The sequence below is a fragment of the Caldimonas sp. genome (assembly GCF_046291045.1).
In the GTDB taxonomy this organism is placed as follows: Bacteria; Pseudomonadota; Gammaproteobacteria; order Burkholderiales; family Burkholderiaceae_C; genus Caldimonas.
Genome location: NZ_JBKBSL010000010.1, coordinates 27,462 through 41,326 on the forward strand (window position 1 = coordinate 27,462; position 13,865 = coordinate 41,326).

At 66.6% G+C, this 13,865-nt stretch carries 14 protein-coding genes; 5 read left to right on the forward strand and 9 right to left on the reverse strand.

Annotation, left to right across the window (positions count from 1 at the left end; translation table 11 throughout):
- Positions 1-123 precede the first annotated feature (123 nt).
- Entirely contained in the window at positions 124-654 is a 531-nt protein-coding gene (locus ACK4ZD_RS05320) for a DUF2062 domain-containing protein (protein ID WP_409659486.1), read from the reverse strand.
- 9 nt (positions 655-663) lie between these two features.
- Positions 664-1,269 (reverse strand): YqhA family protein, encoded by a 606-nt coding sequence (locus tag ACK4ZD_RS05325; RefSeq protein WP_409659487.1) that lies wholly within the window; start codon positions 1,267-1,269, stop codon positions 664-666.
- Positions 1,270-1,493: 224 nt separating this feature from the next.
- Here ACK4ZD_RS05325 and acs point away from each other — a divergent pair, with 224 nt between their 5' ends.
- Positions 1,494-3,461, forward strand: coding sequence for an acetate--CoA ligase (gene acs, locus ACK4ZD_RS05330; protein WP_409659488.1), 1,968 nt, complete (start codon positions 1,494-1,496; stop codon positions 3,459-3,461).
- Positions 3,462-3,641: 180 nt separating this feature from the next.
- Entirely contained in the window at positions 3,642-5,378 is a 1,737-nt protein-coding gene (gene pabB, locus ACK4ZD_RS05335) for an aminodeoxychorismate synthase component I (RefSeq protein WP_409659489.1), read from the forward strand.
- A gap of 63 nt (positions 5,379-5,441) precedes the next feature.
- Here pabB and ACK4ZD_RS05340 read toward each other — a convergent pair whose 3' ends face one another.
- Entirely contained in the window at positions 5,442-5,744 is a 303-nt protein-coding gene (locus tag ACK4ZD_RS05340; protein WP_409659490.1) for a c-type cytochrome, read from the reverse strand.
- Between the two features lie 108 nt (positions 5,745-5,852).
- Here ACK4ZD_RS05340 and ACK4ZD_RS05345 point away from each other — a divergent pair, with 108 nt between their 5' ends.
- Positions 5,853-6,098: a TIGR04438 family Trp-rich protein gene (locus ACK4ZD_RS05345; RefSeq protein WP_409659491.1), complete on the forward strand. Its 246-nt coding sequence runs from the start codon at positions 5,853-5,855 to the stop codon at positions 6,096-6,098.
- A 9-nt stretch (positions 6,099-6,107) separates the two neighbouring features.
- Here ACK4ZD_RS05345 and ilvD read toward each other — a convergent pair whose 3' ends face one another.
- Positions 6,108-7,787 (reverse strand): dihydroxy-acid dehydratase, encoded by a 1,680-nt coding sequence (gene ilvD, locus ACK4ZD_RS05350; RefSeq protein WP_409659492.1) that lies wholly within the window; start codon positions 7,785-7,787, stop codon positions 6,108-6,110.
- A 126-nt stretch (positions 7,788-7,913) separates the two neighbouring features.
- Between ilvD and ACK4ZD_RS05355 the strand changes: the two genes are divergently transcribed.
- Complete coding sequence (locus ACK4ZD_RS05355; RefSeq protein WP_409659493.1) at positions 7,914-8,822, forward strand: LysR family transcriptional regulator; 909 nt, start codon at positions 7,914-7,916, stop codon at positions 8,820-8,822.
- Complete coding sequence (lgt, locus tag ACK4ZD_RS05360) at positions 8,822-9,631, forward strand: prolipoprotein diacylglyceryl transferase (RefSeq protein ID WP_409659494.1); 810 nt, start codon at positions 8,822-8,824, stop codon at positions 9,629-9,631. The genes ACK4ZD_RS05355 and lgt overlap by 1 nt, the downstream gene beginning before the upstream one ends.
- Here lgt and ACK4ZD_RS05365 read toward each other — a convergent pair.
- The 5 genes from ACK4ZD_RS05365 to ACK4ZD_RS05385 all read right to left on the reverse strand — a co-directional run bounded on the left by ACK4ZD_RS05365 (position 9,607) and on the right by ACK4ZD_RS05385 (position 13,831).
- A complete protein-coding gene (locus tag ACK4ZD_RS05365; RefSeq protein ID WP_409659495.1) occupies positions 9,607-10,410 on the reverse strand; it encodes an ABC transporter ATP-binding protein in 804 nt (267 codons plus the stop codon). The genes lgt and ACK4ZD_RS05365 overlap by 25 nt on opposite strands.
- Positions 10,411-10,421: 11 nt before the next feature.
- A complete protein-coding gene (ntrB, locus tag ACK4ZD_RS05370) occupies positions 10,422-11,318 on the reverse strand; it encodes a nitrate ABC transporter permease (RefSeq protein WP_409659496.1) in 897 nt (298 codons plus the stop codon).
- Between the two features lie 23 nt (positions 11,319-11,341).
- A complete protein-coding gene (locus ACK4ZD_RS05375) occupies positions 11,342-12,595 on the reverse strand; it encodes a CmpA/NrtA family ABC transporter substrate-binding protein (protein ID WP_409659497.1) in 1,254 nt (417 codons plus the stop codon).
- Between the two features lie 286 nt (positions 12,596-12,881).
- Positions 12,882-13,514: an ANTAR domain-containing response regulator gene (locus tag ACK4ZD_RS05380; protein ID WP_409659498.1), complete on the reverse strand. Its 633-nt coding sequence runs from the start codon at positions 13,512-13,514 to the stop codon at positions 12,882-12,884.
- Positions 13,515-13,558: 44 nt separating this feature from the next.
- Positions 13,559-13,831 carry a hypothetical protein gene (locus ACK4ZD_RS05385; protein ID WP_409659499.1) on the reverse strand — a complete coding sequence of 91 codons (273 nt, stop codon included), beginning with the start codon at positions 13,829-13,831 and terminating at the stop codon, positions 13,559-13,561.
- Positions 13,832-13,865 lie beyond the last annotated feature (34 nt).

Here is a 13,865-nt window from a genome sequence, read left to right on the forward strand (position 1 = left end):
GGCAAGGCCGCGCGAACGCGTCGTCGCGCAGGGCTTGGCAAAAGACGAACGCGACGCGGCGTTGCCGCGACGCACAATCCCGGCATGGAGCCGATCCGCGGCGCGGAAGTTCCCGCCATCGGCTCAGGTTCCGGGCGGGGGCGTCTGGGGGTGCGAGCGCGGCCGCCAAAGTAGCCACACCACAAAATAGCCCAGCACCGAGCTGCTCACGGCCAGCACGGCCAGGCCCAACACCAGCGGGGCCCCGGTGGATTGGATCGACTGCCACAGCGCCTGCCACCACCCCTGCTGGGCAGCCAAGGTCTCCACATGAGCCTCCAGGGCCTGGGCCACCACGGCGCCTCGCCCGTCTCCCAGGATCCAGCGGCCGATCTGGTAAGCCAACCAATACACCGGCGGGAAGGTGAAGGGATTCGTCACCAGGGTGGAGGCAGCCGCCACCGCGACGTTGGCCCGCAGGAAGATCGCCGTCACCACAGCGAAGAGAAACTGGGCAAATGGCAGCATGAAGCCGAAGAACAAGCCGATGCCCACCGCGCGGGCGACGCTGCTGCGGTCCAGGTGCCACAGATGTTCGTCTTGAAGGCGGTGCGCCACCGGGCGCAACCAACGCGACGCCAGCAACTGCTCACGGGTGGGCAGCCAGCGCTTCATGGCCTGTCCTCAATGCGTGTCGGACGGGGAGCTGTGACTCATCAGCCGGTCGGCCAGGGCGATCGCCAGGGCCGAGAACAGGAAGGCGATGTGGATCAAGGTCTGCCAGATCAGCACCTTCTCGTCATAGTTGGCGGCATTGATGAAGGTCTTCAGCAGGTGGATGGACGAGATCCCGATGATGGCGGTGGCCAGCTTGACCTTCAGTACCGAGGCATTCACGTGGCTGAGCCACTCCGGCTGGTCCGGGTGCCCCTCCAGATGCAGGCGGGAGACGAACGTCTCATAGCCACCCACGATCACCATGATCAGCAGGTTGGAGATCATCACCACGTCGATCAGCGCCAGCACCACGAGCATGATGATGGTCTCGTTCAGCGCGGTCACCTGGGCGTCGGCCTTGTAGCCGATGCTGGTGACCAGCTTGTCCAGCGCTGCCTGACTGCCGAAGGCGGCTTCGAGCAGATGAACCAGCTCCACCCAGAAATGGAAAACGTAGACCCCCTGGGCGACGATCAAGCCCAAATAGAGCGGCAGTTGCAGCCAGCGGCTGGCAAAGATCAGTTTGGGCAGCGGGCGCAGCCGGGTGGCCCGGGGGTCGGGAATGGCGCTCATCGATGGCCTAGGGATACTACGGAATGTCGTGGATTCTAGGGCCGGCAGACACTTGCATCCGAGCCCGCACGACCGTCGGTCCTGCAGTATTTCAAACCTTTGAGTCGATTGCATGTCCGGGCGATACCTAGGCGCTGCCAACCGTAAAGTAAGCCCGTCGTAAGAGCGTCTCTCTAACGTTTCGTACCCAGCGGATTGACCCCTCATCCACAGGAGACACACCCATGTCCGACCCGCAGAGCAAGCTCTATCCCCCGCCCGCCCAAATCGTCGCCGGCGCGCATGTGTCTGGCATGGCGGCCTACGAAAAGCTCTGCGCCGAGGCCGAGGCCGACTACGAAGGCTACTGGGCCCGCCTGGCGCGTGAGATGGTGAGCTGGAACCGCCCCTTCACGAAGGTGCTGAACGACAGCAACGCCCCGTTCTTCAAGTGGTTCGAGGACGGCACGCTCAACGCCTCGTACAACTGCCTGGACCGCAACGTCGAGCGCGGCCTGGGCGACAAGGTGGCCATCATCTTCGAGACCGATGACGGCAAGGTCACCCGAGTCACCTACCGCGAACTGCTGGAGCGCACCTGCCGCCTGGCCAATGCGTTGAAGGCCCAGGGTGTGAAAAAGGGCGACCGGGTGGTGATCTACATGCCCATGTCGGTCGAAGGCGTGGTGGTCATGCAAGCCTGCGCTCGCATCGGCGCCACCCACTCGGTGGTCTTCGGTGGTTTCTCGGCCCAGTCGTTGCGCGACCGCATCCAGGATGCCGGCGCCGTGATGGTGCTCACCGCCGACGAGCAAGTGCGCGGCGGCAAGCACCTGCCGCTCAAGGCCATCGTCGACGAGGCTCTGAGCCTGGGTGGCTGCGAGAGCATCCGCAAGGTCATCGTCTACCGCCGCACCGGCGGCAGCGTCGCCTTCGACCCGGCGCGCGACCTTTGGCTGCACGAGGTCACACAGAATCAGCCCGCCACCTGCGAGCCCGAATGGGTCGAAGCCGAGCACCCGCTCTTCTTGCTCTACACCTCGGGCTCCACCGGCAAGCCCAAGGGCGTGCAGCACAGCACCGGCGGCTACCTGCTGCATGCCGCGCTCACCACCAAGTGGACCTTCGACCTCAAGGACAACGACATCTTCTGGTGCACGGCCGACATCGGCTGGGTCACCGGCCACACCTACATCACCTACGGCCCCCTGGCCCTGGGCGGCACCGAGATCGTCTTCGAGGGCGTGCCCACCTTCCCGGACGCCGGCCGCTTTTGGCGCATGATCCAGGACCACAAGGTCACGATCTTCTACACCGCCCCCACGGCCATCCGCTCGCTCATCAAGGCGGCCGAGAGCAACGAGGCGGTGCACCCGAAGCGCTACGACCTCTCCAGTTTGCGCATCCTGGGTTCGGTGGGCGAACCTATCAATCCTGCAGCCTGGGAGTGGTACCACGCCAACGTGGGTGGCGGTCGCTGCCCCGTCGTCGACACCTGGTGGCAGACCGAGACCGGCGGCCACATGATCACCCCGCTGCCCGGCGCCACCCCGTTGGTCCCGGGGTCGTGCACGCTGCCCTTCCCGGGCATCGCTGCAGCCATCGTCGACGAAACCGGCCAGGATGTGCCCAACGGGCAAGGCGGCATCCTGGTCATCAAGAAGCCCTGGCCCAGCATGATCCGCACCATTTGGGGGGATCCGGAGCGGTTCAAGAAAAGCTATTACCCGGCCGAGCTCAAGGGCTACTACCTGGCCGGCGACGGTGCCAGTCGCGACGCTCAGACCGGCTACTTCACCATCACCGGTCGCATCGATGACGTGCTCAACGTCTCGGGCCACCGCATGGGCACGATGGAGATCGAATCCGCCCTGGTGAGCTGCACCGAGCTGGTGGCCGAGGCCGCGGTGGTGGGCCGCCCCGACGAGACCACTGGCGAAGCCATCTGCGCCTTCGTCGTACTCAAGCGCCCCCGTCCCACCGGCGAGGAAGCCAAAAAGATCGCCAATGAGCTGCGCAATTGGGTGGCCAAGGAGATCGGCCCCATCGCCAAGCCCAAGGACATTCGCTTCGGCGACAACCTGCCCAAGACCCGTTCGGGCAAGATCATGCGCCGCCTGCTGCGCTCCATCGCCAAGGGCGAGGCCATCACCCAGGACACCAGCACCCTGGAGAACCCCGCCATCCTCGATCAGTTGGCGCAGTCCAACTGATCGAGGCGCCGCGGCAGCGGCGAGCGCGCAGCGCTGAGTGGGGACGGGGAGCACTCATGTCGCGCAGCGACGTGAGGTGCTCACCAGAACCCCGCCATCCTCGATCAGTTGGCGCAGTCCAACTGATGCCTTTCGCGGGCGCTAGACTGGCGGCCCCACCGCCTTTCCTGTCTTGCGCCCGTGCCTGCTCCTACTGCCCTGATCGACTTCATCGCGCCGGTCGAGGGGGCGGCGCGAGAGCGCTTCGCCTTCTTCGACCCGCTGGCGGTGCTCCAGGCGCACACGCTGGACGAGGTGCTGCCCATGTTGGAACGGGTCGAGGCCGAAGCCCGGCAGGGCCGATGGTGTGTAGGCTTCGTCGCTTACGAGGCGGCGCCGGCCTTCGATCGCGCGATGCAGGTCCATCGGCCCGAAGGACGGCTGGCCTGGTTCGGGGTCTTCGACCATGCCCAGCCCTGGCCTGCCCTCCCGCCCCATCGGTACGAGCCTTTGTCCTGGACGGCCGGCATCGATCGCGCCGGCTTCGACCAGGCGATTGCACGCATCCACGCTGCCATCGCCGAGGGCGAGGTCTACCAGATCAACCTCACCGCGCCATGGCGCAGCCCCTTCGCGGGCGAGCCCCTGGCGCTGTTCCAGGCCTTGCTGCGCGCCCAGCCCGACGGCTATGCCGCCTACCTCGACACCGGCACGCAGCAGGTGCTGTCGGTTTCCCCCGAACTCTTCTTCGACTGGCGCGACGGCCGTCTCCTCTCGCGACCGATGAAGGGGACGGCCCCCCGGGAGGCAGACCCGCAGGCCGATGCACGCCGAGCCGACCATCTGCGCACCAGCGAGAAGGAACGCGCCGAGAACCTGATGATCGTCGACCTGATCCGCAACGATCTCTCGCGCGTGGCCCAGCCGCACAGCGTCCAGGTGCCCCGTCTGTTCCATACCCAGGCCCTGCCGACCGTCTGGCAGATGACGTCGGACGTGGTCGCGCGCACCCGGGCGGGGGTTGGGCTGGTCGACATCTTCCAGGCGCTCTTTCCCTGCGGCTCCGTCACCGGCGCACCCAAGCTGCGCGCCATGCACTGGATCTCGCAACTCGAAGCCGGCCCGCGTGGCGTCTACTGTGGGGCGGTGGGAGTGGTGCGCCCCGGCGGCTCGGCCACCTTCAACGTGCCCATCCGCACCGTGAGCCTGCGTTGCGGCGAGGCCCGTTGCGGCATTGGCAGCGGCATCACGGCCGATGCGCAGGCGGCCGGTGAATGGGCGGAATGGCGCAGCAAGCAGGCCTTCCTCGCGCGGGCACAGTCGCCCTTCGAGCTGCTGGAGACCATGAGGCTGGACGCGGGCCGCTTGGCGCATCGGGACGAGCATCTGTCGCGCATGGCCGCCGCCGCGCGGCATTTCGGGTTTGCCTGGCAGCCGCAGGTGGCCGCCCAGGCCCTGGACCGGCTGGTCGCCGCACACCCCGAAGGTCTGTGGCGCGTCAGGCTGCTGGCCGGGGCCGACGGATCCTGCCGGGCCGAGGCCTTCGCGCTGCCGGATGTGGTGCAACCAGTGCGGGTCCGGCTCGCCGAGCGACCCTTCGAGGCGGCCGGCAGCGAGTTCGTGCGCTTCAAGACCACGCGGCGCGCGCACTACGACGCTGTGGCCCCCACCGATCCGGCGGTCTTCGACACCTTGCTGTGGAACGAGGCCGGCGAACTGACCGAGTTCACCCGCGGCAATGTCGCTGTGAAACTGCAAGGCCGCTGGGTCACGCCGCCGCTGTCGTGCGGCCTGCTGGGTGGCATCGGCCGGTCGATGGCCCTGCGCGAGGGCCGCCTGGTCGAGCAAGTGGTGCACCTCGACGAGCTGGCCCGGGCGCAAGGGCTGGCCTTCCTCAACAGCTTGCGCGGCTGGCTGGTCGCCGAACTGCTCCCCTGAAAAGACGACACCCCGCCGGGGCGGGGTGTCGGTTCAGGGTTCAGGTCTGTCGCGCAGCGCGGATCACTTGTGCGTCAGGATCCACTGCACCAGGGTTTTGGCATCGGCCTCGCTGACCGAGGCGTTGGCCGGCATGGGGACTTGGCCCCAGACACCCACCCCGCCCTTGATGACCTTCTGGGCCAGCTTGTCGACGGCATCCTTCTGGCCAGCGTACTTGGCGGCGATGTCCTTGAACGAGGGGCCGAGCACCTTTTTGTCGGCGGCATGGCAGGCCATGCAGGCCTTTTGCTGGGCCAGTTGCTGGCTGGCCAGGACGGGGCTGCTCAGGCAGGCGAGGGCGGCGAGGGCGAGAAGAGGCTTCATGACGTCTTTCCGGCGATCGTGGGGGTTGATTGACAGTCGGGACCACGCATTCTAGGCTTTGCGCCCGGTGTCCTGGGGGCGTCCGAGCCAATAGCCAGCGGAGTGCGAATGTATTTCATTGTTCTGGGTGTCTTGCTGATCGCGCTGAAGCTCGCCGAGTTCGGCGCCGCGGCCGAGTGGTCCTGGTGGATCATCCTGTCGCCGTTTGCGCTGGCAGTGGCCTGGTGGGCCTGGGCCGATGCCTCGGGTTACACCAAGCGTCGGCAGATGGACAAGCTCGAGGAGAAAAAGAAAGAGCGGCGCAAGAAGAACTTGGCCGCCCTGGGTCAGGAACCGCGCAAAAGGAAAATTTGACGCGCTCGCTTACTCGAACTTGTCGAGGACGGCGCCTGAGCTGGCGCTGCTGGCCAGCTTCGCGAACTTGGCCAGCACGCCGCGCGTGTAGCGCGGCGCCGGCGGTGTCCAGGTGGAGCGGCGGCGGGCAAGCTCCTCGTCACTGACGTGCAACTGTAGGGTCAGCGTGTGGGCGTCGATGGTGATGGTGTCGCCTTCGCGCACCAGCGCGATCGTGCCTCCCTCGGCCGCCTCGGGCGCGACGTGGCCCACCACCATGCCCCAGGTGCCGCCGGAGAAGCGCCCGTCAGTGATCAAGCCCACCGATTCCCCCAGACCCTGGCCGACCAAGGCGCTGGTGGGGGCCAGCATCTCGGGCATCCCCGGGCCGCCCTTGGGGCCGAGATAGCGCAGCACCATCACGTCGCCGGGCTTGATCTGGTTGGCCATGATGGCCGCCAGGGCCGACTGTTCATCGTCGAACACACGGGCCGGGCCCGTGATCTTCGGATTCTTCAGGCCGGTGATCTTGGCCACGCAGCCCTCGGGGGCCAGGTTGCCCTTCAGGATGGCCAGGTGGCCCTGGGCATAGATGGGCTTGCTGACCGGGCGGATCACGTCCTGGTCCGGTGAGAGGTCGGGCACGTCGGCCAGGTTCTCGGCCACCGTCTTGCCGGTGATGGTCAGGCAGTCGCCGTGCAGCAACCCGGCCTTGAGCAGCTCCTTCATCACCGCCGGGATGCCACCGGCGCGGTGCAGGTCGATGGCCAGGTACTTGCCGCTGGGCTTGAGGTCGCACAGCACGGGGATCTTCCGGCGCATGCGCTCGAAGTCGTCGATGGTCCAGTCCACCCCGGCCGCGTGTGCGATGGCCAGGTAGTGCAGCACCGCGTTGGTCGATCCCCCGGTGGCCATGATCACCGCCACGGCGTTCTCGATGGCCTTCTTGGTGACGATGTCGCGCGGCTTGAGATCCTTCTTGACGGCCTCCACCAGCACGGCGGCGGCCGTTTTCACATTCTCGACCACCTCGTCCTCGACGTTGGCCATCGTGGACGAGTAGGGCAGGCTCATGCCCAGGGCCTCGAAGGACGAGCTCATCGTGTTGGCGGTGTACATGCCGCCGCACGAGCCGCTACCCGGGATCGCACGGCGCTCGATCTCGCAGAAGTCCTCCTCGCTGAGCTTGCCGGCGGTGAATTGGCCCACGGCCTCGAAGACACTGACGATGTTGAGATCCTGACCCTTGTACTTGCCCGGCAGGATGGTGCCTCCGTAGATGTACACGCTGGGCACGTTGGCGCGCAGCATGCCCATCATGCCGCCGGGCATGTTCTTGTCGCAGCCGCCGATCACCATCACGCCGTCCATCCACTGGCCGCCCACGCAGGTCTCCACGCAATCGGAGATCACCTCGCGTGACACCAGCGAGTACTTCATGCCTTCGGTCCCCATGGCCATGCCGTCGCTGATGGTGGGGGTGCCGAAGACCTGCGGGTTGGCGCCAGCGGCCTTCAGACCTTCCACGGCCGCGTCGGCCAGGCGCTGCAGGCCGGAGTTGCACGGCGTGATGGTCGAGTGGCCGTTGGCCACGCCGATCATGGGCTTGCCGAAATCCTCCTCCTTGTAGCCCATGCCGTAATACATGGAGCGGTTGGGCGCGCGGGCGACGCCCTCGGTGATGTGCTTCGAGCGGCGGTTGTAGCTCATGGCTCGTCCTTGTCGTGGCAATCGTGGGAAGGGCGGCAGGCACTGCCGGCCAGCGCGCAGTATGCAGCGCTGGCAAAATCGACTCCAATATATCTTTTGAAGCATTTTGATTCGTCAGAAAGATCAATGCTGGAACTGCGTCACCTCCGCCAGTTCGTGGCCGTGGCCGAAGAATTGCACTTCGGCCGAGCGGCCGAACGCCTGCACATGACCCAGCCGCCGCTGACCATGGGCATTCGCCAGCTCGAATCCCTGCTGGGGGCGCCGCTGTTCCATCGCACGCGACGCTCGGTGGCCTTGAGCCCGGCCGGGCTGGCCCTGCTGCCCCAGGCCCGCCGCCTGCTGGCGCAAGCCGAACAGCTCGGGCCGCTGACGCGGGCCGCCGCCGCTGGCACGCTCGGGCGGCTGCGGCTGGGTTTCGTTTCCACTATCGGCTACGGCCCGCTGCCGAGCTGGCTCAAGACCTTCCGCGAGGCCCACCCGGGGGTGGAACTGGCGCTGCGCGAGGCCACGCTCGACGTGCAACTGGCGGCTTTCGAAGCCGGCGAGATCGACGCCGGCTTCGTGCTGCATGCACCGGGCGAACGACTGGGGGGGTTGGGCGCCGTGCGGGTGCAGGGCGAGCCGCTGGTGCTGGCCCTGCCCGGCGACCACCCGCTGACCGTTCACCCGCGGCTCAGCGCCGAGCAGGTGCTGGACGAGCCGTTGGTGATCTTCCCGCGGGTCATCGGGCCCTCGCTTTATGATGCGATGCTTGCGTTCTATCGCGACCGGCAGGTGGCCCCGCGCATCGCCCAGGAAGCCATCCAGATGCAGACCATCGTGAACCTGGTGTCCGCCGGCATCGGCGTGGCCTGGGTGCCCGAGACGGTGACGCGGCTGCAGCGCCCGGGGGTGGTTTACCGCTCGGTGGAGGCAGCCGGACTGGCCTGCGAGACCAGCCTGGTGTGGCGGCCGCCGCAGCCTCCGGTCGTGAGCCGCTTCGTCGACCACGTGATGGCTGCCGCGCCATCTCCACACAAGGAAACTCTCTGATGCTGGTGCATCCCCAGTTCGACCCCGTGGCCTTGCAAATCGGTCCGGTGGCCATCCACTGGTATGGCCTGACCTACCTCGTCGCCTTCGGCCTTTTTCTGTGGCTGGCCTCGATCCGCGTGGGGCGTTCGCCCTACGCCGACACCGGCTGGACGCGCCGCGACGTCGAGGACTTGCTGTTTTTTGGCGTGCTGGGCGTGATCATCGGCGGCCGGCTGGGCTATGTGCTCTTCTACAAGCCCGGCTACTACATGGCCCATCCTCTGGAGATCTTTGCGGTGTGGAAGGGCGGCATGGCCTTCCATGGGGGGCTGCTCGGCGTGATGGGCGCCGTGGCGCTGTTCGCCTGGCAGCGTAAGCGCCGCTTCTTCGAGGTGACCGACCTGATTGCGCCGTGCGTCCCGACAGGCCTGGCTTCGGGCCGCATCGGCAACTTCATCAACGGCGAACTCTGGGGCCGCGAGGCCGACCCGAACCTGCCCTGGGCGATGGTCTTCCCGCAGTCGGGCACCGACGTCCCCCGCCATCCCTCGCCGCTGTACCAGTTTGCGCTCGAGGGCCTGCTGCTCTTCGTGCTGCTGTGGTGGTATGCCCGCAAGCCCCGCGCCACGGGGCAGGTCTCCGCGGCCTTCCTGATGGGTTATGGCGTGTTGCGCTTCATCGCGGAGTACTTCCGCGAGCCCGACAGCTTCCTGGGCCTGTTGGCCCTGAACCTCAGCATGGGCCAGTGGCTGTGCCTGCCGATGATCGCCGCCGGTGCGGCGCTGTGGTGGTGGTCCGGCCGTCAGGCGGCCAACCGGTCCACGTGAGCGTGGCGGGTGTAGAGGAAGTCCAGCACCGCCTTGCGGCAGGCGATGTAGCGGGCATCCTCTGCCAGTGAGACGCGATCGCGCGGGCGCGGCAGGTCCACGCGCAGGATGTCGCCGATGGTGGCCGCCGGCCCGTTGGTCATCATCACGATGCGGTCGGACAGCAGCACCGCCTCGTCCACGTCGTGCGTCACCATCACGACCGTGCTTTTGGTGCGGGCCACGATCTTCAGCAGCTCGTCTTGCAGATGGGCGCGGGTGAGGGCATCCAGCGCCCCGAAGGGCTCGTCCATCAGCAGCACCTTGGGTTCCATGGCCAGCGCCCGGGCGATGCCCACGCGCTGCTTCATGCCGCCCGAGATCTCGTGAGGGCGCTTGGCGGTGGCATGCCCCATCCCCACCAATTCCAGCGCCGCCTGGGTACGCGCCTTCAGTTGCGCTTTCGACTCCTTGCCGCCGAACACACGGTCCACCGCCAGGTAGACGTTCTCGAAGCAGGTGAGCCAGGGCAGCAGCGAATGGTTCTGGAATACCACCGCGCGCTCGGGGCCCGGCTCGCGGATCTCGCGGTTGTCGCACAGCAGCACACCGCTCGTTGGCTTGAGCAGCCCCGCGATCAAGTTGAGCAGCGTCGACTTGCCGCAGCCCGAGTGCCCGATGAGCGTCACGAACTCGCCGCGCTCCACATCGAGGTGGATGTCGCGCAGCGCGTGGAAACTGCCCTTCTTGGTGTGGAAGACCATCTCGGCCGACTGCACCTGGATGAAATGCTGAGTCATGATCGGTCCTTTCACTCGGCGTAGCTGAAGCGCTTGGCAATGAAGATGAGGACTTGTTCAAGCAGCAGGCCCACGATGCCGATCACGAAGATCGCGATCAGGATGTGCTGCACATTGAGGTTGTTCCACTCGTCCCAGACCCAGAAGCCGATGCCCACGCCGCCGGTCAGCATCTCGGCGGCCACGATCACCAGCCAGGCCGTGCCCACCGACAGGCGCACGCCAGTCAGCATGTAGGGCAGCACCGAAGGCAGCAAAATCTTGGTGATCACCTTCCACTCCGACAGGTTGAGCACGCGAGCCACGTTCAGATAGTCCTGTGGCACCCGCTGCACGCCCACGGCCGTGTTGATGATCATGGGCCAGATCGAGCAGATGAAAATGGTCCAGATGGCCGCCGGGTTGGCCGCTTTGAACACCAGCAGACCGATGGGCAGCCAGGCCAGTGGCGAGACCGGGCGCAGCAGGCTCACGATGGGCGAGAACATGCGGTTGACGATGGCGAAACGACCGATCAGGAAGCCCACCGGGATGCCCACCGCTGCGGCCAGACCGAAGCCCATGCCCACACGTTCCAGCGAATAGAGCACGTTCCAGCCGATGCCCTGGTCGTTCGGCCCATTCCGGTAAAACGGGTCGGCGAAGAGCTTCACCGCAGCCTCCCAGGTGGCGCCCGGCGTGGGAAAGCTCGTGCTGTTGACGGTGGCCAGGCCCCAGATGCCGAGGAGCATTGCCACGCCGAAGACCGGCGCCAGCAGGGTGAGCCCCCAGCCTCGCCAGTCGATCGGTGCCCGAGCGGGTTTGACACGCACGGTGGCCGCCGCGGCTGCGTGGGTGCGGATGGGCGCGTTGGCGGGCTTTGCGGCCGGGCTGTCTGCCACCGAAGAATGAAATACGGCACTGACCATGATGCGCTCCCGGGTGCGGCGACTCAGACCTTGACCTTGAAGCCATCGGCGTACTTGGCGGGGTCTTTGCCGTCCCACACCACACCGTCGATGAGCTTGCTGGTGCGCATCACATCCTTGGGGATGCTGACCTTCAGCGCCGAGGCGGCCTGCTTGTACAGGTCCACCTGGTTGATCTGCCGGGCCACTTCCAGATAGTTCGGGTGTTCCTTGATGAGGCCCCAGCGCTTGTGCTGGGTGAGGAACCACATGCCGTCGCTCAGGTAGGGGAAGTTGACGGCACCATCATTGAAGAACTTCATGTGGTTGGGGTCGTCCCAGGTCTTGCCCAAGCCGTTCTGGTAGCGGCCCAGAATGCGCTGGTTGATGGCGTCGATGCTGGTGTTGATGTAGGCCTTGTCGGCCACGACCTCGGCCATCTTCATCTTGTTCTGCAGGCCTGCATCGATCCAGCGGCTGGCTTCGAGCACGGCCATCACCACCGCGCGGGCCGTGTTGGGATGCTTCTTGACGAAGTCGGCCGTGGTGCCCAGCACTTTTTCGGGGTGATCCTTCCAGACGTCCTGCGAGGTGGCCGCGGAGATTCCGATGCCATCCATGATGGCGCGGTGGTTCCAGGGCTCACCCACACAGAAGCCGTCCATGTTGCCCACGCGCATGTTGGCCACCATCTGTGGCGGCGGTACGGTGATCACCTTGGCATCCTTGAACGGGTGGATGTCCGCGCTGGCCAGCCAGTAGTACAACCACATCGCGTGGGTGCCGGTGGGGAAGGTTTGCGCAAAGGTGTACTCCCGTTTGTCGGTGCGCATCAACTTGGCCAAACCGGCCAGGTCCGTGGCACCCTGGTCGGCCAGCTTCTTCGACAGCGTCAGGCCCTGCCCGTTGTTGTTCAGCGTCATGAGTACGGCCATGTCCTTCTTGGGGCCGCTCACGCCGAGGTGCACGCCGTAGATCAGCCCGTAGAGCACGTGGGCCATGTCGAGCTCGCCGTTGACCAGCTTGTCGCGCACGCCCGCCCACGACGCCTCCTTCGTGGGGATGATCTTCACGCCGTACTTCCTGTCGAAGCCCAGCACCGAAGCCATCACCACCGAGGCGCAGTCGGTCAACGGGATGAAGCCGATCCGCACCTCTTCCTTCTCGGGCTTGTCCGAGCCCTGGGCCCAGACGGCGGTGTGCAGTCCCGGCACCATGCCGGCGGCACCGGCGGCGGCCGTGGTCTTGAGCAGGGTCCGGCGGTTCAGGCGGGCCTTGAGCAGGTCGTGGGCTTTCATGCGTCGCATCCTTGAGTTCATCGAAGCACCAAACAAGAAAAGGCGTCCTCACGCAGCCTGCGAACAGACCGGTGGGGACGCCTTCGTCCTGGGGCCGGGGCATCGTCCTTGACGCCTCCGGGCCGATCACGCGGGTCGCCGTTGACCCGCGCGAACGAGCTTACGCATGAACCGTGCCAGGACTTTGCCGCGAAAGCGCCATCGGCGGCGCCCCGGCGCGGTGCGCAGGCCGCGGTGGCCGAGCCTGCAGCTTGTGCGGCGCACAATGGCGGTGCGCCCCGTCCTCTCAAGCCAGGAGTTCGTTGGCGTCGATCAGCCGCTGGGCCAGGTCGGCCAGCCGCAGGCCCTTGTCCATCGACATCTTGCGCAGCCGGGCATAGGCTTGCGCCTCCGTGCAGTCCAGCCGGGCCATCAGAATGCCCTTGGCCCGATCGACGAGCTTGCGCTCTTGCAACTGGGTGCGCGCATCGGCCAGTTCGCGCCGCAAGCCCTCCTCATGCTGGAAGCGGGCCATCGCCACTTCCAGCACGGGCTTCACACGCTCCGGTGCGAGCCCGGCCACCACATAGGCACTGACTCCTGCGGCGATGGCGTCGCGCACGTGGCTGGTGTCCTCGTCGTCGGTGAACAGCACGATGGGCCGGCGCGCATCGCGGGTGGCCATCACCACATGCTCCAGCGTGTCGCGTGCTTCGCTCTCGGCGTCCACGATGATCAGGTCGGGCTGGATCTGCGCCACCCGCTCGGGCAGGTAGACGTCGGCCGGCAGCACGGCCACGATGTTGCATCCAGCCTCCAGCAGGCCGATACGCAGGCTGCGCGAGCGCTCGGCCTGCCAGCCCGCGACGGCATCGTTTGGGTCCGGGGCGAGCGTTTCCGGAGCAACGATGAGGATGCGCAGGGCAGGGGACGGGCTCATGCCCGCCACTGAGCAACTATCGGGCCATGCCGGGCCCGGGACGCTCAGACGCGCAGGGTGCGTCGCAGCCAGGCCATCGAACGCGAGGCCATGCTAGCGCCCAGCGGGGCACGCGGCTGCGTGCGTTCCACCAGCACCCCGCGGGTGCTGAGCTGGGCCAGGAAATGCTGGACCGCCTCGCGGCCCAGACCGCTGGCACGCACCAGCAAGGACAGCGGGACGAAGCCCTGGGACATCTGGTGCAACATCCGCTGGTAGGCGGTGCGTTGGTAAGCGGGAGGCAGCTCGGGCCAGCCCGACAGTTTGTATTCCTTCATGATCCCAAACGACTCTGTACGGTCGAAACGCCGC

Bases quoted from the DNA above. Each gene is read 5' to 3' on its own strand.
- ACK4ZD_RS05320 (WP_409659486.1), bottom strand. From the start codon at position 654: ATGAAGCGCTGGCTGCCCACCCGTGAGCAGTTGCTGGCGTCGCGTTGG.
- ACK4ZD_RS05325 (WP_409659487.1), bottom strand. From the start codon at position 1,269: ATGAGCGCCATTCCCGACCCCCGGGCCACCCGGCTGCGCCCGCTGCCC.
- acs (WP_409659488.1), top strand. From the start codon at position 1,494: ATGTCCGACCCGCAGAGCAAGCTCTATCCCCCGCCCGCCCAAATCGTC.
- ACK4ZD_RS05340 (WP_409659490.1), bottom strand. From the start codon at position 5,744: ATGAAGCCTCTTCTCGCCCTCGCCGCCCTCGCCTGCCTGAGCAGCCCC.
- ACK4ZD_RS05345 (WP_409659491.1), top strand. From the start codon at position 5,853: ATGTATTTCATTGTTCTGGGTGTCTTGCTGATCGCGCTGAAGCTCGCC.
- ilvD (WP_409659492.1), bottom strand. From the start codon at position 7,787: ATGAGCTACAACCGCCGCTCGAAGCACATCACCGAGGGCGTCGCCCGC.
- ACK4ZD_RS05355 (WP_409659493.1), top strand. From the start codon at position 7,914: ATGCTGGAACTGCGTCACCTCCGCCAGTTCGTGGCCGTGGCCGAAGAA.
- lgt (WP_409659494.1), top strand. From the start codon at position 8,822: ATGCTGGTGCATCCCCAGTTCGACCCCGTGGCCTTGCAAATCGGTCCG.
- ACK4ZD_RS05365 (WP_409659495.1), bottom strand. From the start codon at position 10,410: ATGACTCAGCATTTCATCCAGGTGCAGTCGGCCGAGATGGTCTTCCAC.
- ntrB (WP_409659496.1), bottom strand. From the start codon at position 11,318: ATGGTCAGTGCCGTATTTCATTCTTCGGTGGCAGACAGCCCGGCCGCA.
- ACK4ZD_RS05375 (WP_409659497.1), bottom strand. From the start codon at position 12,595: ATGAAAGCCCACGACCTGCTCAAGGCCCGCCTGAACCGCCGGACCCTG.
- ACK4ZD_RS05380 (WP_409659498.1), bottom strand. From the start codon at position 13,514: ATGAGCCCGTCCCCTGCCCTGCGCATCCTCATCGTTGCTCCGGAAACG.
- ACK4ZD_RS05385 (WP_409659499.1), bottom strand. From the start codon at position 13,831: ATGAAGGAATACAAACTGTCGGGCTGGCCCGAGCTGCCTCCCGCTTAC.